This window comes from Thermomicrobiales bacterium, assembly GCA_023954495.1.
Classification (GTDB): domain Bacteria; phylum Chloroflexota; class Chloroflexia; order Thermomicrobiales; family CFX8; genus JAMLIA01.
In genome coordinates, this window is sequence record JAMLIA010000005.1 from 14,345 (window position 1) to 37,156 (window position 22,812).

The 22,812-nt window shown below is 62.3% G+C and carries 24 protein-coding genes and 2 pseudogenes; 10 read left to right on the plus strand and 16 right to left on the minus strand.

Features of this window, described 5'->3' with window-relative positions; translation table 11 throughout:
• Positions 1–115: 115 nt before the first annotated feature.
• Positions 116–1,570, plus strand: coding sequence for a phosphoenolpyruvate carboxykinase (ATP) (pckA, locus tag M9890_01690; GenBank protein MCO5175669.1), 1,455 nt, complete (start codon positions 116–118; stop codon positions 1,568–1,570).
• Between the two features lie 195 nt (positions 1,571–1,765).
• Here pckA and thiO read toward each other — a convergent pair whose 3' ends face one another.
• The 5 genes and pseudogenes from thiO to rplU all read right to left on the minus strand — a co-directional run bounded on the left by thiO (position 1,766) and on the right by rplU (position 4,471).
• A complete protein-coding gene (gene thiO / locus M9890_01695) occupies positions 1,766–2,890 on the minus strand; it encodes a glycine oxidase ThiO (GenBank protein MCO5175670.1) in 1,125 nt (374 codons plus the stop codon).
• A gap of 127 nt (positions 2,891–3,017) precedes the next feature.
• Entirely contained in the window at positions 3,018–3,221 is a 204-nt protein-coding gene (locus M9890_01700) for a hypothetical protein (protein ID MCO5175671.1), read from the minus strand.
• 367 nt (positions 3,222–3,588) lie between these two features.
• Positions 3,589–3,774: pseudogene (rpmE, locus tag M9890_01705) on the minus strand (50S ribosomal protein L31).
• A gap of 51 nt (positions 3,775–3,825) precedes the next feature.
• Entirely contained in the window at positions 3,826–4,122 is a 297-nt protein-coding gene (gene rpmA / locus M9890_01710; protein ID MCO5175672.1) for a 50S ribosomal protein L27, read from the minus strand.
• Positions 4,123–4,156: 34 nt separating this feature from the next.
• Entirely contained in the window at positions 4,157–4,471 is a 315-nt protein-coding gene (rplU, locus tag M9890_01715) for a 50S ribosomal protein L21 (GenBank protein ID MCO5175673.1), read from the minus strand.
• A 437-nt stretch (positions 4,472–4,908) separates the two neighbouring features.
• Between rplU and hemC the strand changes: the two genes are divergently transcribed.
• The 6 genes from hemC (at position 4,909) to M9890_01745 (ending at position 9,592) form a co-directional block, all read left to right on the plus strand.
• Positions 4,909–5,841 (plus strand): hydroxymethylbilane synthase, encoded by a 933-nt coding sequence (gene hemC, locus M9890_01720; protein ID MCO5175674.1) that lies wholly within the window; start codon positions 4,909–4,911, stop codon positions 5,839–5,841.
• A complete protein-coding gene (locus tag M9890_01725; protein ID MCO5175675.1) occupies positions 5,838–6,650 on the plus strand; it encodes a uroporphyrinogen-III synthase in 813 nt (270 codons plus the stop codon). Before hemC ends, M9890_01725 begins: the two co-directional genes overlap by 4 nt.
• The gene (gene hemB, locus M9890_01730; GenBank protein MCO5175676.1) at positions 6,640–7,674 is read left to right on the plus strand and encodes a porphobilinogen synthase; all 1,035 of its coding nucleotides are present in this window, start codon (positions 6,640–6,642) and stop codon (positions 7,672–7,674) included. The genes M9890_01725 and hemB overlap by 11 nt, the downstream gene beginning before the upstream one ends.
• A gap of 80 nt (positions 7,675–7,754) precedes the next feature.
• Positions 7,755–8,150, plus strand: a complete 396-nt coding sequence (locus M9890_01735; GenBank protein ID MCO5175677.1) for a hypothetical protein — start codon at positions 7,755–7,757, stop codon at positions 8,148–8,150.
• A 103-nt stretch (positions 8,151–8,253) separates the two neighbouring features.
• Positions 8,254–9,204, plus strand: coding sequence for an aldo/keto reductase (locus M9890_01740; GenBank protein ID MCO5175678.1), 951 nt, complete (start codon positions 8,254–8,256; stop codon positions 9,202–9,204).
• Positions 9,205–9,208: 4 nt separating this feature from the next.
• Positions 9,209–9,592 carry a carboxymuconolactone decarboxylase family protein gene (locus tag M9890_01745; GenBank protein ID MCO5175679.1) on the plus strand — a complete coding sequence of 128 codons (384 nt, stop codon included), beginning with the start codon at positions 9,209–9,211 and terminating at the stop codon, positions 9,590–9,592.
• Between the two features lie 23 nt (positions 9,593–9,615).
• On the opposite strand, the gene M9890_01750 is transcribed toward M9890_01745, so the two are convergent.
• The 5 genes from M9890_01750 to M9890_01770 are packed head-to-tail and all read right to left on the minus strand — an operon-like array spanning position 9,616 to position 14,770.
• The gene (locus M9890_01750; protein ID MCO5175680.1) at positions 9,616–10,902 is read right to left on the minus strand and encodes an MFS transporter; all 1,287 of its coding nucleotides are present in this window, start codon (positions 10,900–10,902) and stop codon (positions 9,616–9,618) included.
• A gap of 35 nt (positions 10,903–10,937) precedes the next feature.
• Complete coding sequence (gene recJ, locus M9890_01755) at positions 10,938–12,698, minus strand: single-stranded-DNA-specific exonuclease RecJ (GenBank protein ID MCO5175681.1); 1,761 nt, start codon at positions 12,696–12,698, stop codon at positions 10,938–10,940.
• Positions 12,688–13,365, minus strand: a complete 678-nt coding sequence (locus tag M9890_01760; GenBank protein MCO5175682.1) for a metal-dependent transcriptional regulator — start codon at positions 13,363–13,365, stop codon at positions 12,688–12,690. The genes recJ and M9890_01760 overlap by 11 nt, the downstream gene beginning before the upstream one ends.
• Before the next feature lie 57 nt (positions 13,366–13,422).
• Positions 13,423–13,896: a vitamin K epoxide reductase family protein gene (locus tag M9890_01765; GenBank protein ID MCO5175683.1), complete on the minus strand. Its 474-nt coding sequence runs from the start codon at positions 13,894–13,896 to the stop codon at positions 13,423–13,425.
• Positions 13,874–14,770 carry a DsbA family protein gene (locus M9890_01770; GenBank protein MCO5175684.1) on the minus strand — a complete coding sequence of 299 codons (897 nt, stop codon included), beginning with the start codon at positions 14,768–14,770 and terminating at the stop codon, positions 13,874–13,876. The genes M9890_01765 and M9890_01770 overlap by 23 nt, the downstream gene beginning before the upstream one ends.
• A gap of 140 nt (positions 14,771–14,910) precedes the next feature.
• Here M9890_01770 and M9890_01775 point away from each other — a divergent pair, with 140 nt between their 5' ends.
• Positions 14,911–15,861, plus strand: coding sequence for a metallophosphoesterase (locus M9890_01775; protein MCO5175685.1), 951 nt, complete (start codon positions 14,911–14,913; stop codon positions 15,859–15,861).
• A gap of 66 nt (positions 15,862–15,927) precedes the next feature.
• Positions 15,928–17,031 carry a DUF1786 domain-containing protein gene (locus M9890_01780; protein MCO5175686.1) on the plus strand — a complete coding sequence of 368 codons (1,104 nt, stop codon included), beginning with the start codon at positions 15,928–15,930 and terminating at the stop codon, positions 17,029–17,031.
• Here M9890_01780 and M9890_01785 read toward each other — a convergent pair.
• Complete coding sequence (locus M9890_01785; protein MCO5175687.1) at positions 17,028–18,068, minus strand: polyprenyl synthetase family protein; 1,041 nt, start codon at positions 18,066–18,068, stop codon at positions 17,028–17,030. The genes M9890_01780 and M9890_01785 overlap by 4 nt on opposite strands.
• A gap of 242 nt (positions 18,069–18,310) precedes the next feature.
• Between M9890_01785 and M9890_01790 the strand changes: the two genes are divergently transcribed.
• Positions 18,311–19,000, plus strand: a complete 690-nt coding sequence (locus tag M9890_01790; GenBank protein MCO5175688.1) for a zinc metallopeptidase — start codon at positions 18,311–18,313, stop codon at positions 18,998–19,000.
• Positions 19,001–19,056: 56 nt separating this feature from the next.
• Here the strand turns inward: M9890_01790 and M9890_01795 are convergent, their stop codons facing one another.
• The 5 genes and pseudogenes from M9890_01795 to M9890_01815 form a co-directional block, all read right to left on the minus strand.
• Positions 19,057–20,307 carry a winged helix DNA-binding domain-containing protein gene (locus tag M9890_01795; protein ID MCO5175689.1) on the minus strand — a complete coding sequence of 417 codons (1,251 nt, stop codon included), beginning with the start codon at positions 20,305–20,307 and terminating at the stop codon, positions 19,057–19,059.
• A 92-nt stretch (positions 20,308–20,399) separates the two neighbouring features.
• On the minus strand, positions 20,400–21,038 hold the full coding sequence (locus M9890_01800) for a CYTH domain-containing protein (GenBank protein ID MCO5175690.1): 639 nt from the start codon (positions 21,036–21,038) through the stop codon (positions 20,400–20,402).
• A complete protein-coding gene (locus M9890_01805) occupies positions 21,031–21,516 on the minus strand; it encodes a hypothetical protein (GenBank protein MCO5175691.1) in 486 nt (161 codons plus the stop codon). Before M9890_01805 ends, M9890_01800 begins: the two co-directional genes overlap by 8 nt.
• Entirely contained in the window at positions 21,444–21,761 is a 318-nt protein-coding gene (locus M9890_01810; GenBank protein ID MCO5175692.1) for a metallophosphoesterase, read from the minus strand. The genes M9890_01805 and M9890_01810 overlap by 73 nt, the downstream gene beginning before the upstream one ends.
• A pseudogene (locus M9890_01815) lies at positions 21,751–22,756 on the minus strand (CHAD domain-containing protein). Before M9890_01815 ends, M9890_01810 begins: the two are co-directional and overlap by 11 nt.
• Positions 22,757–22,812 lie beyond the last annotated feature (56 nt).

Below are 22,812 nucleotides of genomic sequence, written 5' to 3' on the forward strand. Positions count from 1 at the left end.
GAGAGAGTCAGACCGGAATCGAGGAAGTGCGGCAATCGGGCACAGGCCCTGAACGCGCGTAACGGGAGGCGAGGAAATGGTCGAAACCACCGAGAAGACTGCGAGCAGGCACGGCTTGGACCACCATGGTGTGCGGCCAAAAGGTGTTGTGCACTGGAACCTGACAGCGCCGCTACTGTATGAGGCGGCGATCCGACGAGGTGAGGGGATCCTGTCCAGCCACGGAGCACTCTCGGTGGCGACCGGCGAATACACCGGTCGATCACCAAAGGACAAGTTCATCGTGCGAGAGCCGGAGAGCGATGCTCTTGTCGATTGGGGTGCTGTCAACCAGCCGTTCGATGCCGACGCATTTGACGCCATGCACGAGCGCGTTGCGGAGTTCCTGAGCAATCAGGAAGAGCTCTTCGTGCAGGATCTGGATGTCGGCGCGGATCCTGAATATCGGATGCCGCTTCGTGTCGTCGGTCAGCGAGCATGGCATTCGCTGTTCGCGCGGACGATGTTCATTCGCCCAGCACGCGAGACGCTGGCCGATCACGTGCCGCAATTCACGGTGCTGCATGCGCCGGGCATGGAGGCCATACCTGAACGCGACGGCACCCGCTCGAAGACCTTCATTCTGGTCAGCTTCTCCAAGGGCCTGATCCTCGTTGGCGGCACTGAATATGGCGGCGAGATCAAGAAGTCGATCTTCTCGATCATGAATCACCTGCTGCCGCAAAAGGGCGTCATGCCGATGCACTGCTCGGCAAACATCGGCGACGACGGCGCGGTGGCGCTGTTCTTCGGGTTATCCGGCACCGGCAAGACGACGCTCTCGTCCGATCCAAGCCGAACGCTGATTGGTGACGACGAGCACGGCTGGAGCGACAACGGTGTCTTCAACTTTGAAGGCGGTTGCTACGCCAAGGTCATCAACCTGTCGGCCGAGGCCGAGCCGGATATCTACCGCGCGACCCGTCTGTTCGGGACGGTTCTTGAAAATGTCGTGCTCAATGAGGACACGCGGGCGATCGACTACACCGATTCGTCATTGACCGAGAACACGCGTGCCGTTTACGAGTTGGGCGTCATCCCGGGTGCTTCCGAGGATGGCACCGGCGGCCTGCCGCGCAACATCCTGTTCCTCACCGCCGACGCGTTCGGCGTGCTGCCGCCGATCTCGCGTTTGACTCCCGATCAGGCGTCGTACTACTTCCTGTCGGGCTACACCGCCAAGGTAGCCGGCACGGAGCGCGGCCTGACTGAGCCGGAGGCGACCTTCTCGACCTGCTTCGGCGCGCCATTCATGACGCAATCCCCCGGAACCTACGGGAGGCTGCTGCGTGAGAAGATCAATCAGTACAAGCCGAATGTCTGGCTGGTGAATACCGGCTGGACCGGCGGGCCGTATGGCATTGGTCACCGGATCTCGATCGCGCACACTCGGGCGCTGGTCGATGCCGCACTCAACGGCGATCTCGACAACGTCGAGTTCCGCACCGATCCGATTTTCGGTGGTGAGATCCCTGCGGCAGTGCCAGGCGTGCCGACCGAGGTGCCGACTCCGAAGCAACACCTGGGATGATGCCGACGCCTACCGCAAGCAGGCGCTGAATCTGGCGGAGCGTTTCGGAAGAACTTCGCGAAGTATGGCGACGGTGTGGATGATGACGTCCGCAACGCCGGTCAGCGCTGGATAGCGAGCCGACTGGCTATCAACGAAATCCAGAAATACACGGAGAAGCGGGCACCATGCGTGCCCGCTTTTCCGTGCCTCACTTCAGTTTGCGACAGTGAACCGCGCAGGATCGAACGCCTTCAGCGCCGGATCATCCTCGCCGGCCAGAATACTCGCCGTCAGTAACTCGGCCGTCGCGGGAGCGAGAAGGGCACCCGAGCGGAAGTGGCCGGTGGCAATCCAGGCGTTTTCGACGTGCGGAACGCGTCCGATGATTGGGTCGCCGTCGGCAGTTCCCGGCCGAAGTCCGGCCCATGTTGCGGCCAAGCGTCCCTGATTCAGCGATGGTGCCAACGTCTCGATGCGCTCGGTGAGCCAGGCGACTCCTGCCGGTGTCACGCTGGTGTCGAAGCCGGCCTCGTGCTCTTCGGTTGCGCCAACAGCGATGCTGCCGTCCGCGCGCGGCACGACGTAGATGCCGCCAGCTGCGACAACACTGGTCATTGGCGTTGGCGGCGCTGTGATCGCCAACATCTGACCGCGCACTGGAATCGTCGGGATCGACACATCAAGCGCATCGCCGAGCGTCCGGCTCCAGGCACCGGCAGCGATGATGACCGCGCCGACCGGGTGCTCACCATCGAACGTCTGGATGCTGGCGACCTTGCCGCGACTCACGTTGATCCCGATGACCGGTGTGTGCTCGCGAATGACTGCGCCGTTGAGCGCAGCGGCGCGTGCGACTGCGGTCGTCATGCGGGAGAGGATGACGCTGCCGGCTTCGGCGGCGAACACGCCGCACCCTTCGTCGATCGCGAGGACCGGTTCTCGCTCGCGGACATCAGCTGCCGAGTCGATCCACTCGACCAGCATGCCGTTCTCGGTCTGCCACTCCAGCGCGGCACGCATGCGCTCCCGATTTGCCTCTGGTCCGAACTCGATCTCGCCGGTGTGAACGTAGCCAACATCGATGCCGGTGGCGTCCTGCACCTCGGCGATGAGCGATGGATAGCGCCGGTAGGCGCGTAGTCCCAACTCGAGCTTGGTGCCATAACGCGGTGACGGTGGTGAGATGATGCCTGCGGACGCCCAGCTCGCTTCGCGTGCGAGCTCCCGGCGCTCTAGCAGTTCGACGGTCATGCCGCGCCGCGACAACTCCAGTGCGAGCGTTGCGCCGACAATACCGCCGCCGATGATGGTGATATCGCGTAGACCAGTCTGTCCCATGCATCCTCCCCCAGAACGATCCCGGATCCCTCAGGCACGGAGATACCATGAGCGGTGTGCCCTGTCCAGAATCCATTGTGCGGGAGACCGTGGAATAAGAGAGGATGCTGTGGTCGGACTGAGGCTGCTATTGTCGCTGCAGGTCGCCCTGATCAACGCGCCACTTCAGAAACTGGAGTCGCTTCCACTCTGTCAACGAGTCGACGTACTCGACAAATGGGTAGCACGCCTTCAATGCTTTCAGAGCGTCAATCTGTTCGTCGGTAAAACCCTGCTCGACGAGGTCAGCAACTGTGACTTCCGAGCGGGGAGTGAGCGAGGAAGCCGTCAATCCTGTTCCTCCATTCCATACGACACCGATACAACTCCATCAACGTAGTATCGAGTTGGAACATTCCCCTGGGTCGCGTCTGCGAGGCCGCGGGTCTGCCCCTACTGATGCAATTCCTGAGCCAGCGCTGAGGTTACGAACGTCGAACGCAAACATCCCCCGAGCCTGCCCGTTGAGGCGGCCCGGGGGATGATGCTTGCGATCGGGATTGTGCGGCGTGGCGAGCCTAGCTCTCGCTGTCGCCTTCCGCCTCAGCGGCTGCAACGAGCAGCTGCTCGTCGCGGCCCTGAATCCGCTGTCGCTGATCCAGCTTCTTCTGTCGTCGCTCGGTCTTCTTGCGACGAGTCTCACCCTGGGCACCTTCGAGTCGGCGCATGAAGCGCTCGACCTGACCGGCGGTATCGACGATGCGCTGCTCGCCCGTGTAGAACGGGTGGCACTTGTTGCACAGATCAACCCGCAGGTTTGGCTTGGTTGACCTTGTCGTCCAGGTGTTGCCACAGGAGCAAACGACGGTTGCTTCCTGATAATTCGGATGAATGCCAGCCTTCATGACTGTTGACTCCAGGTTCCCGTTCTCTCGTGGAACGGTCGTAGATGCTATCTAGTCGGCTGCCGCGACTTCGGCCTCAACGGCCGGGGCATCGGCGAATGGGTACACGCTGACGCGCTTGCGGTCGCGGTGGAATGGCTCGAACTTCACTTCGCCGTCAATCAGCGAATAGAGCGTGAAGTCGCGACCCATGCCGACGTTGGTGCCGGGGTAGATCTTCGTGCCCCGCTGGCGGACGATGATGCCGCCTGCGCGGGTGACGTTGCCGTCATAGAGCTTCACGCCAAGCCGCTTCGCCTTGCTGTCGCGGCCGTTACGGGAGCTACCCATACCCTTTTTATGTGCCATTGTGGTCTCTCCGTTTCGTCCCGATTACGACACGTCAGGCGGTGCGGATCTCGTTGATCTGCAATCGCGTCAGTTCCTGGCGGTGGCCCTGTGTGCGGCGATAGCGCTTCTTGGGCTTGAACTTGAACACGCGGATCTTTGGTCCGCGGAAGTGCTCGGAGACGGTGGCGACGACAGCCGCTCCGTCCACAACCGGCGCACCGATGGTAACTCCAGCGTCGCCCGATACCATCAGTACACGGTCGAGCTCGACCTGTGAACCGGCATCGGCGCTGAGCCGCTCGACTGTAATCGTGTCGCCGGCGGCGACGCGGTATTGCTTACCGCCTGTCTCAATGACCGCGTACACCGAGTCCCCCTCCTGTGCCCGTTCTGCGGGCATGTCCTCGAATATGCATCCAGGCTCGTCGTTCAAACATGAACATCAGGCCAACGACATTGCGTGGCCTGCCGACCCGAAAGTATATCCAGTCGTTCGCTTGCCGTCAAAGAGCCGTCTTCAACCGCACGATATAAAGTATGCCATTTGGCGCAAGGCGGTTCGCGGTGATTCGGCACCGTAAACACCCGTCGTTCTTGACACGCTTCTCGAGCCGTTCCTACACTTCCCTGACAAATGAGGTTTGCCCAGATTCCACGCGCCTTCAGGTTCGTTCGTACGAGGTGCAGCGGGAGTCGTCGGGCCATCCACGCGGTGCGTGGCAGGGATCGAGTGCGAGACAACATGACCTTATCTCAAGTCCAGTGTGCCGCGCAGTGTGGCATTTCCCAGATCGGTCGATCGTCGTGAGTGGAGTAGACGCAGCAGCACCCCCCAGGAGGCTCCGAATTGCTACACGCGGCAGCGCGCTCGCCAAAGTCCAGACCGCCCGCGTTGCTGCGATCCTCGAATCTTCGCATCCCAATCTGACCTGTGAGATCGTCGTCGTGTCGACCCACGGTGATCGCGACAAGGAAACGCCGCTCGCTGTGCTGGGCGGGGAGGGCGTCTTTGCCAAGGAACTGCAGCTAGCAGTCCTGCGCGGCGAAGCCGATTGCGCAGTCCACAGCGCCAAGGATCTCACCTCGATCATGCCGGACGGTTTGACGCTGGCGGCGATCCTGGATCGCTCCGATCCTCGTGACGTACTTATCTCGCGGCATCCCGGCGGGCTCGATGGTCTGCCAGCCGGCGCACGGGTCGGAACGAGCAGCCGCCGCCGCATCGCTGAGTTGCGCCTGGCGCGGCCCGATGTAGAGGCGATTGAGCTGCGTGGGAACATCGATACGCGGATTGCGCGCGTGCTCGATGACGCAGATTCACCGTTCGATGCAGCCATCCTCGCCGCAGCCGGCGTCGCACGAATGGATCGCTCCGACATCGTCAGCGAGTACCTCGACATCGATCAGTTCATCCCGGCTCCAGGGCAGGGTGCGCTAGGTGTCGATTGCCGCAGCGACGATCGCGCGACCCGCACATTGCTGCAGGCGGTAACCGATCCGACGACAACGATTGAGGTTGAGGCGGAGCGGGCCTATTTGCGAACGTGCGGTGGCGGCTGCCGCTCGCCGCTTGCTGCGCATGCGCAGGTAGATGGTGACATCGTCAGGATGTGGGCGATGTACGCCGATGAGACGCTGGATCGCATCGCGACCGCCGAGGACGAGGACGACATCGAGGACGCGAACGCACTGGCGTCACGCCTGGCGACGATGCTGCAGGAACGCGTGCAGGCATGAGCGACGCCGCTGCTGTCCTGCCGCTCTCCGGTTTGCGGATCGTCGTGACCCGCGCGACCGGGCAGGCAGCGGACCTCTCCGAGCGACTGGAAGCGCTCGGAGCAGTCGTCGGTGAGTTGCCGGCAATCGAGATTGTTCCGCTGCCGCCGAGCGAGCTCGATGCGCGGCTGAGTCAGATCGACACCTACGACTGGATCGTGCTTACCAGCACGAACGGCGTCGAGATGTTTGCAGGGCGCCTGCGCGACGCAAATGCACTCGTCGCGGCAGTTCGTCGCTGGCGCATTGCAGCGATCGGGCAGGCGACTGCAAAGCGGTTGCGGCAGCATGGTCTGCCGGTCGATCTGATCCCTGACCGCGCCGTTGCGGAGAGCCTGCTCGAAGCGCTGTTGGCAACGGGAGTAGAGGGGCGTCGCCTGCTGTTGCCGGTCGCCGAAGGTGCCCGCGCCGTTCTGCCGGACGGCCTGCGGGCAGCTGGTGCGACGGTCGATGTGGTGGCGACCTATCGAACCATCCGGCCGCAGGACTACGAATCCGATGCCCTGCAGATCGTTCGGAGCGGGGCCGTCGATGTGCTGACGTTTGCTTCGCCCTCCGCCGTCCGCAACACCATTGATCTGGTTGGTGGACCGATACCCGCAGCTGTGGCGATTGCCTGCATCGGCCCGGTCACGGCGCGAGCGGCGAGTGACGTCGGGCTAACCGTCGATATTGAAGCGCAGGATCATTCCATTGCCGGGCTGATTGACGCGATAAGCAGCTGGGCCGCGCAACGAGCGCCGCAGAAGGAGCAATCCAATGTCTGTTGACCGTGATGGCCATCCACCTTTTCGTCGCTACCGTCGCCTGCGTCAGTCCGCAGGTCTGCGGCGATTTGCGCGTGAGACGTTGCTGCATCCGGGCGACTTCATCTACCCGCTGTTCGTCACCTTTGGGACCGGCGTCCGGCGCGAGGTACCGTCGATGCCCGACGTGTACCAGATTTCGGTCGATCAACTCGAGCGCGAGGCGAACGAGCTCCTGTCGCTCGGCGTCGGTAGCGTCATCCTGTTCGGTATTCCGGAGGTCAAGGATGACGAGGCGTCCGACGCCTACGATCCCGAAGGCGTGGTGCAACGCGCGATTCGTGAACTCAAGCGCGCGACGCCCGAACTGATGGTGATGGGTGATGTTTGCTGCTGCGAATACACCACACACGGTCACTGCGGAATCCTGGACGGTGAGATCGTCGACAACGATCGCACGCTGACATTGCTGGCTCGTACGGCTGTCGCTCAGGCGCAGGCCGGCGTGGACATCGTCGCGCCGTCCGACATGATGGACGGTCGGGTGAAGGTCATGCGCGAGGCTCTGGATGCGGCGGGGTATGCGTCGTTGCCGATCCTGTCGTACGCAGCCAAGTACGCGTCCGGGTTCTACGGTCCGTTCCGCGATGCCGCCGAATCAACACCGGAATTCGGCGACCGGCGTAGCCACCAGATGGATCCGGCCAACGCCCGCGAAGCCTATCTGGAGATTGCAGCCGACATTGATGAAGGTGCTGATGCGATCATCATCAAGCCCGCGATGCCGTACCTGGATGTCATCGCCGGGGCGCGTCAACGGTTCGACGTCCCGATCGCTGCCTACAACGTCAGCGGCGAGTATTCGATGGTCCGGGCGGCCGGTCAGGCGGGCTGGATCGACGAGCGCCGGGTGACGATGGAGCTCCTGACGTCGATCCGTCGGGCAGGTGCCAGCCAGATCATCACCTATCACGCGAAAGACGCTGCGAAGTGGTTGCGTGAAGAATATGGCGCTGCCTCGACAGCCGCCGAACTGGTGGGCGGCTAGGGTGACGGCAGCCTAGTCGTACAATCAGTGCATGGGGCCGCAGACACGATCGAGGTACTGCCGGTCTCGATCGATTTCTGGTGACGACGGAGGAAAGCGTGCAGTTCTATCTCAAGTCCGATAAAGCCGATTCGGCTTCCCCAATAGGTGAGACCGAAGGTCGGCAGGTTCTGAAGCGGCTCCGCACTGGCGGACGCAAGATCGTTGACATATACGTTCTCGAAGCGGATGGCGCAATCGATCGCTATCAGGAGCGAACGCGGCGACGTCTCGGCTCGAACGCAATCGCCTCGCGAACATGGTTGTGCGAGACCGCTGACGGGGCCGAGTGGGTCAATGGCCGCTATGTGCCGGAACCGCTAGAGGCGATCGACGAGACGGAGCCGAGCCCGTTGGCCGTCGTGCTGGTCCTGACCGGTGCCGAGTCCATGCCCGAGACGACGATCGAGCAGCTCCAGAGCATCCCGACCGCGTAGAGCACTCAGCCACGTTTCGAGAAGCCCGCTCCAGGCGGGCTTTTTCGTTGTCTGCGCTTCGTGCGATGATCGAACATCAGACAATCGACAGGGAGGGACGCTGATGGAATACCGACAGCTTGGACGCAGCGGCGTTATGGTCTCAGCACTTGGGTTGGGTGGAAACACGTTCGGTCGAACGTGCGATGTCGCGACGACGGCTGCGATCGTCCACCGCGCGCTGGATCTGGGAATCAATCACTTCGACACGGCTGACAGTTACGGCGGCACACGTTCAGAGGTGTATCTTGGCGCGGCGCTGCGGGGCCGAAGACACGACGCAATCATCGCGACAAAGACCGGCTACCCGGTCGGCAGTGGCCCGAACAGCGACGGTCTCTCGCGACGGCGAATCATCGCCAGTTGCGAGGCGAGCCTGCGCCGAATGGGAACGGACTACGTTGATGTCTTCTATCTGCACCGTCCGGACCCACTGACGGATATTGAGGAGAGCCTCGAGGCGCTGGACGATCTGGTCCGACAAGGCAAAGTCCGCTACGCAGCGTGCTCCAATTACACCGGCTGGGAGATTGCCCGGCTCTGCGAGCGCGCGGCGGCGCACGGTTGGGCCGTTCCGATTCTGACGCAGTCGCGATACAGCATGCTGTTCCGCGAAACAGCGCACGAGATCGCCCCGGCGGCGCTCGCCTATGACATGGGCATCGTGCCCTATTCGCCGTTGGCGGGCGGGCTGCTGACCGGGAAGTACCGCTCGGCGGACAACATCGAGCCGGGCACGCGAGCCTGGAACAACCCGAACCTCCAGTCGCTGCTTGCTGATGTGATGCAGGTTGTCAGCGACCTGCGGGCGTTCGCCGAGCGCCACGATCGCACGATCGGCGACCTGGCGATCGCCTGGCTGTTGAATCAGCCGGGAGTCTGCTCAGTCATCACCGGTGTTACCAGTGCGGAGCAGGTGGAGACGAACGCGCACGCCGTAGGTTGGGTACTTGACGACGTTGAGCTCGGTGAAATTGGCGGCATCCTGGCCGCTGCGCCAGTAGAACTGGGGTAAAGCGATGAGTCACGACGAGCAGACGCCGACCTGCCGGAATCGTATCGAAGCGTTCCGAGAGCAACGGCAGCGCCACAACGAACGCATCTTCGAGATCGAGCACTTGGGCATCAAGCGCTTCTTCAGACTGGACAGCGCTGCTTACGAAGAGGGTGCGCTCGATTCGCGGACGAAGGAACTGCTGGGCCTCGTCGCGTCGGCTGTGCTGCGCTGCGATGACTGCGTGGACTACCACCTCGACCAGTGCATCGACATCGGGCTGAGTGATGCAGAGCTCTACGACGCCCTGAACGTGGCACTGGTCGTCGGCGGCAGCATCGTCATCCCGCACCTGCGCCACGCCGTCGAATCGATCGACCTCATTCGTGAAGGACGCAACGAGCGCTGAGTCCAACGCGCGCATGCGCGACATCACTCAACCGCCGGGACTGCCTCGGGCGTTTCGGCGACCGCTGTCGCGCGAGCGCGTGCATTCGCGCGCGAGAAGTAGACGTAAAACAGAATCATTGCCAGTGTCATCGTGACACTGTAGGTGCCGAAGGCGACGTTGTATCCGTGGGTGACGATGAGGCCACCGGCGATGAAGCTGGCGATCGACCAGCCGAAGTTCCACGAGGCCGATCGGTAACTGAACACGGCAGCGCGCGCTCTGGCCGGCAAGAGCTCGGAGATGTAGGTGCTGTCGATCGGCCACGCCATGTTGATCGACGTCGTTCGCAACATGTGAGCGACGATTGCGATTGGGAGATTGGCAGTCAGCATCAGCATCAAATACCACGGCACTGGCGCGAGCCGTACGAAGACGACCGCTTTGAGCGAGCCCATCCGCTGGGCAACGAGTGGAGAGAGCAATCCAACGAACGCTGCCATGAGTCCCGCCGCGGAGAAGATCAACCCGATCTCGCCAGCACTGGCTCCCTGCCGCTCCAGAAACACGTTGTAGAACGGGAACAGCGCACCAGCACCGATGCTCATCAGACCACCAACGGCTATGAAAATTGCCATGTGCCGTCGCACGGTGCGCGGATTGTGAACCACGGGATGCGCGTGCGAGCCGACTTCGTTCTCGTCCTGCGGGATCGATTGCTTGCGCTCCGCGCTCATCATCATCAGCGGGATGATTGCGAACCCGGCGATGACGATGCCGAGGATGAGTGTGTAACGGTAGGCCTCGGCACTTTGCGCTTGCAGGCCGCTGAACAGGCTCAGCGAGCGCGGCATCCAGCCACCCAGCAGGCTTCCGAAGGTGATCGACAATGAGTTCAGCGAGAACGCCAGCGCCGCGACGTGGTGGCGTTCGTGGCTGCGGGTGAGGTCGACGATGAACGGCATGGTCGGTACAAACAGGAAGGCCGTGCCGGCACCGCTCAGTCCGGCACACACGAGCAGCAGGAGCGGGTCGGTGACGATGCAGGCGAGCAACGAGGTCAAGACGAACACGATCAGGCCGATCGAGACGGTGCGCCAGACGCCGCTGCGATTGATCATCACCCCCATGCCGAGCGCCACGACGCCCATCGCCAGCGTGTTGACCGAATTCCAGCGCCCGATGTAATCCTCTTCGTGGCCCAGCTGAACGAGATAGAGGTTAAACAGCAGCGTGAAGACGCCGATACCAACGTTGGAGATCAGGCTGTAGAGCAGGTACAGCTTGATATCGCGGGCATGCGCAAGGACACCGCGAATGTAGGAGCTCACGTCTCATCCGTTTCACTCGAACAGGCCGCAGCGGATTATAGCGGTGGCGTATCCAGATTGTGAGTGGAATTCAGCACAGTCGATGGACGGAAATCGACCAGATAGAGCTTCAGGCTTGTTCGCCCGTCCCAGGTGTCACGTTGCAGGCGTGTGACGATATCAATGTGCGTGAGCCGGAGCAGCTCCGGAAGCCGATGGCCAGCACCAAAGAGGACGGCGCGATGGCCGCGGCGACCTTCAGCACCGACCTGTAGCAGCAGATGGCGACCGTCGCGAGACGTCTTCGCGTAGCGGTGTGAAAGCCCGCGTATCAGCAGGTGCGGCTCAGGGTTGCCCTGCCCGAACGGCTCCAGCTGTTCGAGGGCGTCAACGGTGCCAAGGTCAAGATCGGACGGGTCGGCTTCGGCGTCGATTGCGATCGTCCGTTGCGGCAAGCGCCCGCCGCACAGGTCGAGGACCGATGCGTTCAGCTCGTGGACAAAGGCGTCGAACATCTCTGCCTGCATCGACAGCCCGGCCGCAGCCTCGTGACCGCCGAAGCGATCGAGAATATCGCTGCTGGCTGAGATCGCCTGCACGATATCGACGCCGGGCACTGACCGCGCCGAACCGCGCACGACGCCGTCCCGATGTTCCAGCACGATTGCCGGGCGATAAAAGCGGTCGACAAGGCGGCTCGCAACCAGACCGACGATGCCGTTGCTCCAGCCGTCACCGGCAACGACGATGGCTGGGAAGTCAGGTTGCCAACCGATTTCGCGCAATTGCCCTTCGGCTTCTTCCAGCACGCGGGTTGTTTCGGCGCGCCGATGCTCATTGAGGTCGTTGAGCTGGAGAGCCAATGGTGTGGCGGTCGTGGCATCGTCCGCCAGCAGCAGATCCAGTGCTATATCGGGGTCGGCGACGCGCCCGGCAGCGTTGATGCGTGGGCCGATAACGAATCCGATGTGCCAGGTCGACAGGCGCGATTGATCCAGCCCGGCGCTCGCGCACATCGCTCGCAAGCCCGGCAGCTGCCAACGCCGCATTTTCGAGATGCCCTTCGCGACCAGCACCCGGTTTTCGCCGCGCAGCTCGACGACATCGGCGACGCTGCCAAGGGCGACATACGGCAGGTACATCTCGGCATCGTCGTCGCCCAGCAGCAAGCGCACGAGCATGTAGGTGACGCCAACAGCGGCGAGGTCGCGGAACGGATAGGCGTTGTCCGGACGCTGCGGGCTGACGAACGCGACGCTTTCCGGCAGTGCGCCACTGTAGTGGTGGTGGTCGGCGACGATCGCGTCGATTCCGTTGTCGAGCAGCATCTGCAGCTCGTCCGGGCTGCTGCTGCCGCAATCGACGCAGATGACGAGATTCGGCTGCTGATCAACGATCTTCTCAGCCATCGGCATCGTCAAGCCGTAGCCATCGCGCAGGCGATGCGGGATCATCGTCGACGGCGTTGCGCCGAGACGGCACAGAACCCGAACAAGCATGGCCGTCGAGGTCAGCCCGTCAACATCGTAATCGCCATACACGAGGATGCGCTCACCGCGCTGGATGGCGTCCCGCATCCGGCTCACTGCGCGCTCCGCGTCCGGCAACAGCGCCGGGTCGGCCAGCGATCCCCGCAGCGGATTCAGGAAGCGCTCTGCGTCGGCTGCGGTGGTGAGTCCGCGAGCGCGGAGGATCGCTGAGATCAGCGGATCATCGACGAGAAGCTCAAGGCTGGAATGTCGGGTTGGCTCTATCCAGAGAGCATTCGAGCCGTGTTGGCGTGGGTTGTCATTGCAGGTGTCGGTGTCAGCTTGCATTCACCGGCTCATCACGCAGGATGTGGATTGAATCTGCCAGCTCCGCGCCGAGGAAGTGCTCTTCGCCATTGACGTTGAGGCGGAGCGGTCCGCCGAACGGCATGCGTTCCATCAACACGATGCGTGCTTCGGGATACAGCCCGATGGAGCCGAGGTAGCGCAATTTGTCCGGGTCGTCGTCAGTGACGCGACTGATCGTCCCGGAATCACCGACGTTCAGCGATGACAGGCGGTCGTTGGAAACCTGCGGGACAGAGCCACTCATACTCGGGATCGGGTCGCCGTGCGGATCGATTGTCGGATAGCCGAGCGCGGCGTCGATCCGGGCTTCGAACTCCTCGGAGATCGTGTGCTCCAGTCGCTCAGCTTCTTCGTGCACTTCGTCCCACGAATAGCCGAGCGCTTCCGCCAGATACAGCTCCAGCAGGCGGTGATGCCGCACAACCTCCAGCGCCGCCTTTTGCCCGGCGGAGGTGAGTGTGACGGAGCGATAGCGCTGGTGATCGACGAGGTGCAGATCGGCCAGACGCTTGATCATGCCGGTCACCGACGGCGCCGCGACTTCCAGGCGCTCGGCTATGGCTTGAGTTGTGACGCGCTGGCCGTCCTCAGAGAGACGATAGATCGTCTTGAGGTAGTCCTCCATCGCGGGTGTGATCGTGACCACATCGTCACCTGCTTTGATTATCGCGGTAGCGACCGTCGTCTCGTAGGGCCTCGGAACCTACTCTTCAGCGCCGAGAACCCTCCAGAGGAGCACCGACTCGATCGCCAGGATCACGGTCGTGATGATGGCCGAGGCCACGCACCACTGGCAAATCGCCTTGATAACCCAGATCTCCAGATACGTGAGATAGGCAGCATACGCGAATCCGGCCAGGGCGATGCCCCATGATGCCATCGTCGCGACTTCGAACGACACCGGGAGCTTGCCTCGCATGCGGCCCAGCGCTGAGACGGCCAGCGCGACATACATGCCGAGCCCCAGGAGCGCGATCGGAACTGGCCCGATCGTCGCGTACTTGCTCTTCTGCACCGTACCGCAATCGCCGACCGCGCACACAAGCGCGCTCTCGTTGAAGTGCGTGTAGGTCAGATACGCGGCAACGATGATGCCGAGAATACTCAGGCCGACGATGGCCCCGAGTGCTCGGGGCCAATTGCCGGTCGAATCGCTACTTGCTGAGCTCCGCGTCAATGCGCTGCTGTAGTTGCTCAAAGGTCTGATACCCAGTCACTTGTTCGCCGTTGATGAAGAAGGTTGGGGTCGAGTTGACTCCGAGGTTGATCGCCTCATCGTAGCTGGCTCGAACGACATCGAGATAGGTGTCGTCCTCAAGGCAGCTGACGAATGCAGTTGTATCCAACCCGAGCTGATTCGCCATCTCTTCGAGACGGCTCTGGGTGAATGCGCCCTCGTTCTCGCCATTATGGTTGGCGAAGATGGTCTTGTGCATCCGATAGCCGGCACCCTGATCCATCGAGCAGGCGACAGCCTCGGCGGCACGAACCGATTCGCGACCGGCACCGCTGGCGAAGAACCGGTCAATGAACGGGAAGTTGCGGAACTCGACATAGACCTGGCCGGTATTGACATACTGCTCGACCAGCTTGGCCTCTTCGTTCATCGACCACTGTGCGCAAATCGGGCACTGGTAGTCGGCCCACTCCTGAATGGTGACCGGCGCGTTCGGATCACCGATTGCCAGAATCTGGCTGCCATCATGCTGACTGCTCACCGGCGTTCCGTCGGCACCTGCCTCAGGCGAGGCGATCGCGCCCTGTTCTGGTCCCGGCGTGAAGACATCATCAATGCCGGTTGGGATGACGATCGGATCATCAATCCCGTTATCCCGCAGTGTGTTGACGAGGACCAACCCGAGAATGACCAGAACTGCAACGAGCGCGCCACCACCGAGAATCATCATTCGACGGCGCTTGCGATCCTTTTCGGCCTGGATGACGCGCTGCGCACGGCGTGATTGCGCGCGCGATGTGGCGTCTGTTCCCTCGGTTGTCTGCGGGCGGCTCTTGCCCTTGCTGCTTCTGCGTTTTGGTGTGTTTGACGACACGGCGGACGATCTCACCCTTCATCGACACGGCGCGTCCACGTCCGGTTAGCCATGGCATCTCAAGAGACCCTGGCAATCCCTCGAATTTCGTGGCCGCTTGTACAACGGTCGCCTATAGTCAGGCTCACTGAAGGAGGAGTATGCCAAAACGGTGGATTGTCGGTGGGATCTTTGCTCTCGGAAGTGCGATGGGTTTGACGTGGTTGTACGCGCGGCGAATCGCTCCCTCCTGGCTGGAGACAGTACGGCTACGCGTGGCAGTACCGGGATTACCTGCCGAGCTCGACGGGCTCAAGGTCGCGCATCTGTCGGACGCGCACGCCGGCGGTCCGGGTGTCACGCTCGATCTGCTCTGGAAAGCGCGCCGGATTGCCGAGGCATATCAGCCCGACATCATCGCCCTGACCGGCGATTTCTACCATCAGGGTCAGCCAGTTCCGGATGGCGATCTGCTGGGCGAATGGCCCGAATCAGCGGTCGTGCTGGCTGTCCTTGGGAACCATGATCTACGAGGGACGCGAGCGGAGCTTGATACCGTTCTGAGTCGCCTGGAGGTCGGCAGAGTGCGGCTGCTGCGCAACGAGGCAGCCAGAATCACGCTTCGCGGTTGCGATCTCTGGGTGGCCGGGGTAGACGATCCATACTCTCAGCAGGCCGATATATCTCGCGCATGCGCTGATGTTCCCGATGAGGAGGACGTGCTGCTGCTTCTGGCGCACTCCCCGGCGATTGTGAACGATCTGCCGACGGGTCGGGTGCGTCTGGTGCTTTCGGGGCACACCCACGGCGGGCAGATCCGTCTGCTGCCGTCCGGGCGCGTGCCGTTTCAGAATTTGCTGCGCCAACTGAACCACGAACCACCGCGCAACGATCCGCCGTTCTATCGCGGGATCCACTGGGTGAAGGGGGGCGTGGTTGTGATCTCAACCGGATTGGGCATGTCAGAATGGCCACTGCGCTTTCTGACCCGACCGCAGGTGATCCTGATTGAGCTGTCTCAACCTGCAACAGTTGGCCCGGACTGCGACGAGGTGGACCGCTACGTTGAACGAGTCGATCCCCCACCCTGGTATATCCGGCTGCTGTCGTAAGCTACGTCCTCACCAGATCTATTCTCAACGTCTGTTCCCTTCGCTAGCGTTTGAGGTGTCGTGCTCGTGCTTGATACGTTGGTTGGTGATCCACTCCGCATACTGGCCATTGATGTCGGTGCCGGGACGCAGGATGTCCTCGTCTATCAGTCGGATCAGGGGGTGGAGAACTGCACCAAGCTCGTCCTGCCGTCGATGACCCGTGTTGTTGCATGGGAAATCGAGGCGGCAACAATCGCTGGTGTTCCGATCTATCTCGATGGGAACGTGATGGGCGGTGGCGCGTCGTCGAGCGCGATTGAAGCTCACTTGGCTGCCGGACTGGATGTGTTCGCCAACCCCAACGCTGCGCGTTCACTGCATAACGATCTGGACCGCGTCCGCCAATTGGGCGTTAGCGTCGTGAATGAGCGACCAACGGGCACCTGTGTCATCAACATGCGCGACGTCGATCTGGCTGCATTTCAGGCTGCACTGAGCCCGTTTGGTGTCGAGGTGCCGGAGCTTATTGCCGTGGCTGTCCAGGATCATGGCTATCTGCCGGGCGCTGGCGGGCGTGAGTTTCGCTACGAGTTCCTGCAGGCGATGCTGGCGGACGGCGGCGACGTGCTTAACATGTGTTTCCAAAGGCCGCCGGACTACATGTTGCGGATGCACGCGGTGGCCAGCCAGATTCCCGGTGCGTTCATCATGGACACCGGTGCCGCGGCGGTGCTTGGCGTGCTCGGCGACCCGCTGGTAGCTACGGCCGCCCGCGACGGAGCGATTCTGGTCAATATCGGCAACATGCACACGTTCGGCGTGGCCGTGCGCGGTCGACGCATCTTCGGTCTCTTCGAGCATCACACCGGCGGAATTAACGCTGAGACTCTGCGTTGGCTCGTGGATCGGTTGAGAACAGGTCGGCTCACACATGGCGATGTGCGGGAGCAAGGCGGACATGGTGCGGCGTTTCACCCAGACTATCAGGCTACCGGCCCGTTTGAATTCGTCGCAATCACCGGCCCGAACCGGCATCTGGCAGCCGAGCTTGGTTATCACCAGGCGGCCCCATTTGGCGACATGATGCTGACTGGCCCGTTCGGCCTTGTTGAAGGGACGCTGCAACGGTTGCATGCGCTTGGCTATGCATTGCCGGTGCGTTCGTTGTCGCCCAGCCAAGTGCTCTAGTTGACGCGCGCGACCAGTGCATCGACGAGCTGCTCCAGTGCATCGCGTGCTGGTCCTGAGCCGAGCGCCGAATGGATGAGCGACGATGCCCGTTCGTGCCAGATGTGGGCTTGTTCCTGCACAGCATCCTCGACCTGATACTCGGCGAGCATTGCCAGAATCTGCGCGATGCCGTCCGGTGAAACATCCTGCTCACCGTAGAGATGCTCGATTGTCAGGCGGTCGGTTTCGGATGCGCGCTCGTGGAGCAGCAGGATCGGCAGCGACTTCTTCCGTCGGCGGATGTCGTCGGCAGCAGCTTTGCCCGTTTCATTGGGCGAACCCCAGATGCCGAGGATGTCGTCACGCAACTGAAATCCGACACCCAGTGCAAATCCCGCCTCGCCGAGAACATCAGCGTCAGCAGCTTTGGAACCAGCGATCGTCGCACCGGCCCAGCAGGCGCAGCGGCAGATGGCTGCCGACTTCCCGCCGATCATCTGCATGTATTCATCGGCAGTCACGTCGCCGCGTGTTTCGAACCCAAGATCGAGCACTTGCCCCTCGACGATTCGGAGCGTTGTGTCGTGGAGCGCACGCGACAGGGCGATGACGCGATCAGTCGCGACGCCGGCATCTTCCGAGCGCAGGAGCGCCAGGTGTGCCGTAGCGAACATGGCATCTCCGGCATTAATAGCCTGGGCGATGCCCCACAGTGACCAGACGGTCGCACGGTGACGCCGAAGCGGGCTCTGGTCCTGAATGTCGTCATGGATCAGCGTGAAGTTGTGCAGCAGCTCGATTGCGGCAGCCATCGGCAACGCAGAGCGGCGGTCGCCATCGGACGCCTCGCAGGCCAGAACGCAGAGCAGCGGACGAATGCGCTTGCCGACGTCTGAGCGCTTCGGCTCGAAGTGCTCATCTTTGAACCCGAGGTGGTAGAGCATGATGTCGTAGACCGACAGAGTACTGAGATGCGCACCGGGTGCATTGCGCGCAGCAGCACTGACCGTCGCCAGAATCTCGGCATCGAGCTCGTCATTAAGCGTGGATTGCATGGGAATAGTAGACAGTCGGAATCGCCTTTCCATCGATCGGCAACAAGACCGCGATTGAAGGGCCGATCCTGCACGCGGCATACTATAGCATGACCGGTGCGCCAAACTCGTGGCCAACCCGGCCACCCCAACGTGATGAGGCGTCTACCGGACAAACTGGATGGCAATCGTCAGGGCCGCATCGCGCGGCACGGTTTCCCGCACGTTGGCAGGCAGATTCAATAGCAGACAGGACAACTGCGATGTTTCTCGACCCACTCTATTTTGTGTTCATGATACCGGCGATGATCTTCGTCCTCTTCGCGCAGCATCGCGTCAAGAGCACGTTTCAGAAATACTCGAAGGTCATGACGAATCAGGGGATCACCGGGGCGCAAGCCGCCGCTGAGATCCTGAAATCGAATGGCATCTACGATGTGCAGATTGAGCACATTCCCGGTCAGCTCAGTGATCACTACGACCCGCGCAGTAAGGTGCTGCGGCTGTCTGATTCAGTCTATGGCAGCAAGTCCGTCGCGGCTGTTGGCGTCGCGGCGCACGAGTGCGGGCACGCGCTGCAGCACGCCAAGGGGTACGCGCCGCTGGCGATGCGAAGCGCGATTGTGCCGGTTGCGAATCTCGGCAGCATGCTTGGGCCGATCATGCTCATTGCCGGCGTCATCATTGGTCTGACCCAGCTTGCCTGGCTTGGCATCATCTTCTTCGCCGCTGGTACGGTGTTCGCTGCCGTGACGCTGCCGGTGGAGTTCAACGCTTCGTCACGCGCGATGGTGCAGCTCACGAATCTGGGCATCTTCGATCGAACTGAATACGACCAGGGCCGCAAGGTCCTGAATGCCGCCGCACTGACCTACGTCGCCGGCTTTGCCGCCGCGCTACTGCAGTTGCTGTACTACATCTCGCTCGTTACCGGCATGCGCCGAAGCGACTGACCGCATTCTGAACTCAGGTATGAACAAGGGCAGCCCGACCGGGCTGCCCTTGTTGCTTACCCGGCAAGCGCGGCGGTGAGGCAGAGGTCCGCCCCGGGCGGGTCGCTGCGTTCGACGATCACGGTATCGCAGTCATTGAACGTGGCGAAGTCTCTGAGCGTCTCGGCCAGGCGGGCGTAGAAGCGCTCGTCGGCGCGGTCGACGAACGAGGGTTCCAGATGCAGTGCGCGGACGTAGAACTGACCGGTGGCGCGATCGGCCTTTGGATCAAGCCGCCCGACCAATTGATCGCGATAGAGGATCGGCAGGCTGAAGTACCCGTAGCGCCGCTTCGGTGCGGGCGTGTACGACTCCAGCATCAGCTCGAAGTCAAACATCGTCGCCGTGCGACGGCGATCCCAGACGAGGCTGTCGAACGGCGAGAGCAAGGTTGTGCGGCTCAGCGGGATGCGCTTTTCCAGCAACTCGGCCCAGACGTAGGCCTCATCGCCCCAGCCGCGGACTCGGGCTGGGACGATGAGGCCGCGCTCGACGAGGTCCTGCACGACAGCCTGCACGGTGCCGGTGCGCAAGCTGGAGTTGCCCCAGTTCTTGCGGAAGTAGTCCGGCAGCCACCGGGCGGTCGCGATGCCCATGGCGGAGAACGCATGGGCCGCCAGCGCTCGGCGCTCGTCGTCGATGTCGGGGAGCTGCGCGTCGTCCCAGTCCGGCATGATTCGCTCTGTCAGGTCGTACCAGCGCTGGAACTTCTCGCGGCGATGCACCATGAACGTGCCCATCGTCCAGAGCAGCTCCAGGGCGAGGTTGGTCGGCTTGTTGCCGTACCAGGCCCACGGCTCGGCGCGAGTGCTGCCCTCGGGTGCGGTGAATGTCGTGCTGGAAACGGGGCCGAATTCGGTTGCGTGGGAGATGACCTGATCGAGGACTGCCGCATTCTCATTCAGCCACTGCACGGTGCGCGCATTCCAGCGTGTGCCGCTCGGGTCTGCGTATTCGAGCATCATGCGGCGGAAGTAGGGGAACAACTCGACGGGGACGAATGCCGCCGCGTGGGCCCAGTATTCGAACAGCGCTCGATCTGGATAACACAGTTCGGAGAGCCATTCCTTGGGGTGGTTCCCGAGTCGACTCCAGAGGACGATGTGATGGCTGCGAGCGACGACGTGGATTGTGTCGATCTGGAGCGCACCAAGGCGGTAGATGGTTTCGCGTAAGCGCTTCTTGGTCGGCCGTTTCGGCGTGGGCCCAGCGAGCTGCTGCGCGCCAATGGCCAAGCGTCGTGCCTCGCGAGGGGAGAGCTCCAGCACGGTTCAATCCTCCTGCTACATGGATGGTGCGGTGCGACAGACGTGCATTGTAGCAAGGATGCGAACGTTTGTGCGGATTGGTTTGAGTGGGCTTAGCCGAGGACCCGTCCGAGCTTCGTCTGGTGCGATGGGCGGAGATCTGGCGCAGCGTGACGCAGGGCATCGACAGCAGCGACGAGCGCCGAGTGCGAGGCTGACTTCGCTTCCAGCTCGATCTCGCCGAACGTGATTTCGCGACCGTCGTTCAGGCGCGTTCCGGTGCAGCGGTCGATGGCAAGCTCAAATGAATTGCCATCTGGGTCGACGAGGTCGATGGCGGTGCGAACGTTCTCGATCGTCGCGACCGGCTGCAGTGGTGCGTCGCCGACGATGCTCCTCGCTGCCGCCAGCGGTTCGGGCAGCTTCGAGAGCCGGCCACCTGCAAGCAGCGCCTCCGCATCGTTGGCGCTGATTTGCGCGTTGATTTCCGGGCGTGAGGCGACGTGCGCCAGATCTGCGGACATAGCTTCGCGTGGTCCCTTGAACGTCAGCGTTGCTGCATCGTTGCTCGCTCGAACGCGCAGCGTCGATGACGCCGTCTCGAGTCGCGCGTCCGCAGAGTCGAGGTAGGTGTCATGCTGATGGATGGTGCGCGTCCGCGCGATGCGTAACGGCGGGAACGACGTCGCATCGAGGAGTGAGGACACATCGTCAATCTCGAACTTGGCTTCGACTTCGCGTGGTTCAATCATAGGTCGCTCTCAGCAGATCGCGAATCCGGCGATCGTGGTTTGGCATGCCGCATTCGAGCATCCGCAACACGGTCGTTCCGTGGTCGTAGGGCACACGATGGATTGCGCCGTGCCACCCGGATCCTGGCGACCATTCGAACGAGCCCCAGACAGCGCGCCGATCCCCATCACGAGGTAACCCGCAAGCGGCCACGTCGAAGAGGTGCAGCGCGCCGACCTGGCGGTGATAGGGGATGTGCAGGTGGCCGAAGACCAGAACACCGGCATCGAACGGTGCGACGAGATCGCGCAGGTCGTCCGGCGGCAGGTCGGGGAAGATGTGTCGATCCAGGTCGGTCGGGTTGGCATGCACGACCATCAGGCGATCGCCGTCCGGCGCGATGGTGTCGCTGAACTGCAATTCGTTCAGACGCCTGATGCGTGCGTCGCCAAGCTCCTGGCGCGTCCACTCGATCGACGCGAAGGCTTCTTGCGCCAAGGCTCTGGATCGCTGGCTCCATGCTCGATGATGTCGCGGTCGGTATTACCGACAAGCAGCACGTCGGCGCGTTCTGCAATCAGGTCGAGCGCTGCGGCTGGGTCGGGGCCATTCAAGCAGTAGTCGCCACCTGCGACAAGGCGATCGAATGTGCCGAGACGCTCAATATCAGCCAGCACAGCTCGCAACGCCTCCAGGTTGCCATGCACATCGGTGACGACCGCCACGCGAAGCTCAGTCGGCATCCTGCTGCTCGGCTTCCGATGCTGTCGTCGCCTCCGCCTCGGCGATCGCTTCGTCGAGATGGGCACGCAGGCGACCTGCAAAGTCCGAGCCCATCAATCTTCGCCAGGCTGTGATGAACGCTTCATAGGCGAGGAAGCGGTCTTCTGAACGGAACGCGACGAGGGTGAAGAGCGCTGCGTCATCGCGCTGACCGCGTGGCGAGGTCGTTGAGCCGCGGATACGCTGCTGGCGTTGCGCGACGGTGCCGCGTTGCCGATTCGTGGCGATATCGAGCAGCTTCTGCGTCCGTTGCTCGGCATTGGCGCGCGAGATGTGGAGCATCCGCTCGATCATGACGTCAGCGTCGTGGAGGTCGCCGATATGCTCCTGTATCTCCTTGACCTCGTTGATCAGGCTATTCGTCCCCGACGGCAGTGCAAATCGGAATAGCTCGAGTGAATAGCGCAGCCGCTTGGCCGCGATCCGCAGATTGTGGATCTCTTCAACGTTGTCCGGGTCGTCGACCCAGGGTGCGAAAAAGAGCATCTCATCCAGACGTGTCTGGATGACGAGACGGGCGTTATAGGCCGTCGAGCGATCGCAGCGGATGCCGCTGATGCGTCGTGCTTTAGCCACGAGAGTACTCCGCCAGGAAGCCACGGAACCGCACGTCGAAGCGCTCCGCGTCGAGCATGTCGAAATAGGCCAGCATGTCAGTGCGCTTGACCTCGCGTTCAGCGCGAATGTCGCGCAGCATGCGATTGATTGTCGGGTGCTCGGCCGCAGGGCGAGTTCGGCGATAGGCGACGAGCGTTTCGCGCAGGACATCGCAGTCGCGCACGCCGCCCAGCACGTCGGTCAGTTGCTTGATCGTGCGATGGTAGTAGCGATAGCGCTGGCGTGGGAAGCACTCAACGGCCACGTCCATGGCAGCCCGTAGTCGACGGGAACCGACCCGCATGTCGTGGAGCTGCTCGGGGTCGCGCCCGAGGAGCGTGCCCGCGCGATACGACATCATCGTGTCGAACCGCTGTTCGATGATCCTCCCGATTGCAATCCGGAACTCAGTCG

What these genes read in the sequence shown, in the direction of transcription:
- thiO (MCO5175670.1), bottom strand. Translation starts at nt 2,890, where the DNA reads ATGGGACAGACTGGTCTACGCGATATCACCATCATCGGCGGCGGTATT.
- rpmA (MCO5175672.1), bottom strand. Translation starts at nt 4,122, where the DNA reads ATGGCACATAAAAAGGGTATGGGTAGCTCCCGTAACGGCCGCGACAGC.
- M9890_01725 (MCO5175675.1), top strand. Translation starts at nt 5,838, where the DNA reads ATGAGCGACGCCGCTGCTGTCCTGCCGCTCTCCGGTTTGCGGATCGTC.
- hemB (MCO5175676.1), top strand. Translation starts at nt 6,640, where the DNA reads ATGTCTGTTGACCGTGATGGCCATCCACCTTTTCGTCGCTACCGTCGC.
- M9890_01740 (MCO5175678.1), top strand. Translation starts at nt 8,254, where the DNA reads ATGGAATACCGACAGCTTGGACGCAGCGGCGTTATGGTCTCAGCACTT.
- M9890_01745 (MCO5175679.1), top strand. Translation starts at nt 9,209, where the DNA reads ATGAGTCACGACGAGCAGACGCCGACCTGCCGGAATCGTATCGAAGCG.
- recJ (MCO5175681.1), bottom strand. Translation starts at nt 12,698, where the DNA reads ATGCAAGCTGACACCGACACCTGCAATGACAACCCACGCCAACACGGC.
- M9890_01775 (MCO5175685.1), top strand. Translation starts at nt 14,911, where the DNA reads ATGCCAAAACGGTGGATTGTCGGTGGGATCTTTGCTCTCGGAAGTGCG.
- M9890_01785 (MCO5175687.1), bottom strand. Translation starts at nt 18,068, where the DNA reads ATGCAATCCACGCTTAATGACGAGCTCGATGCCGAGATTCTGGCGACG.
- M9890_01790 (MCO5175688.1), top strand. Translation starts at nt 18,311, where the DNA reads ATGTTTCTCGACCCACTCTATTTTGTGTTCATGATACCGGCGATGATC.
- M9890_01800 (MCO5175690.1), bottom strand. Translation starts at nt 21,038, where the DNA reads ATGATTGAACCACGCGAAGTCGAAGCCAAGTTCGAGATTGACGATGTG.
- M9890_01810 (MCO5175692.1), bottom strand. Translation starts at nt 21,761, where the DNA reads ATGCCGACTGAGCTTCGCGTGGCGGTCGTCACCGATGTGCATGGCAAC.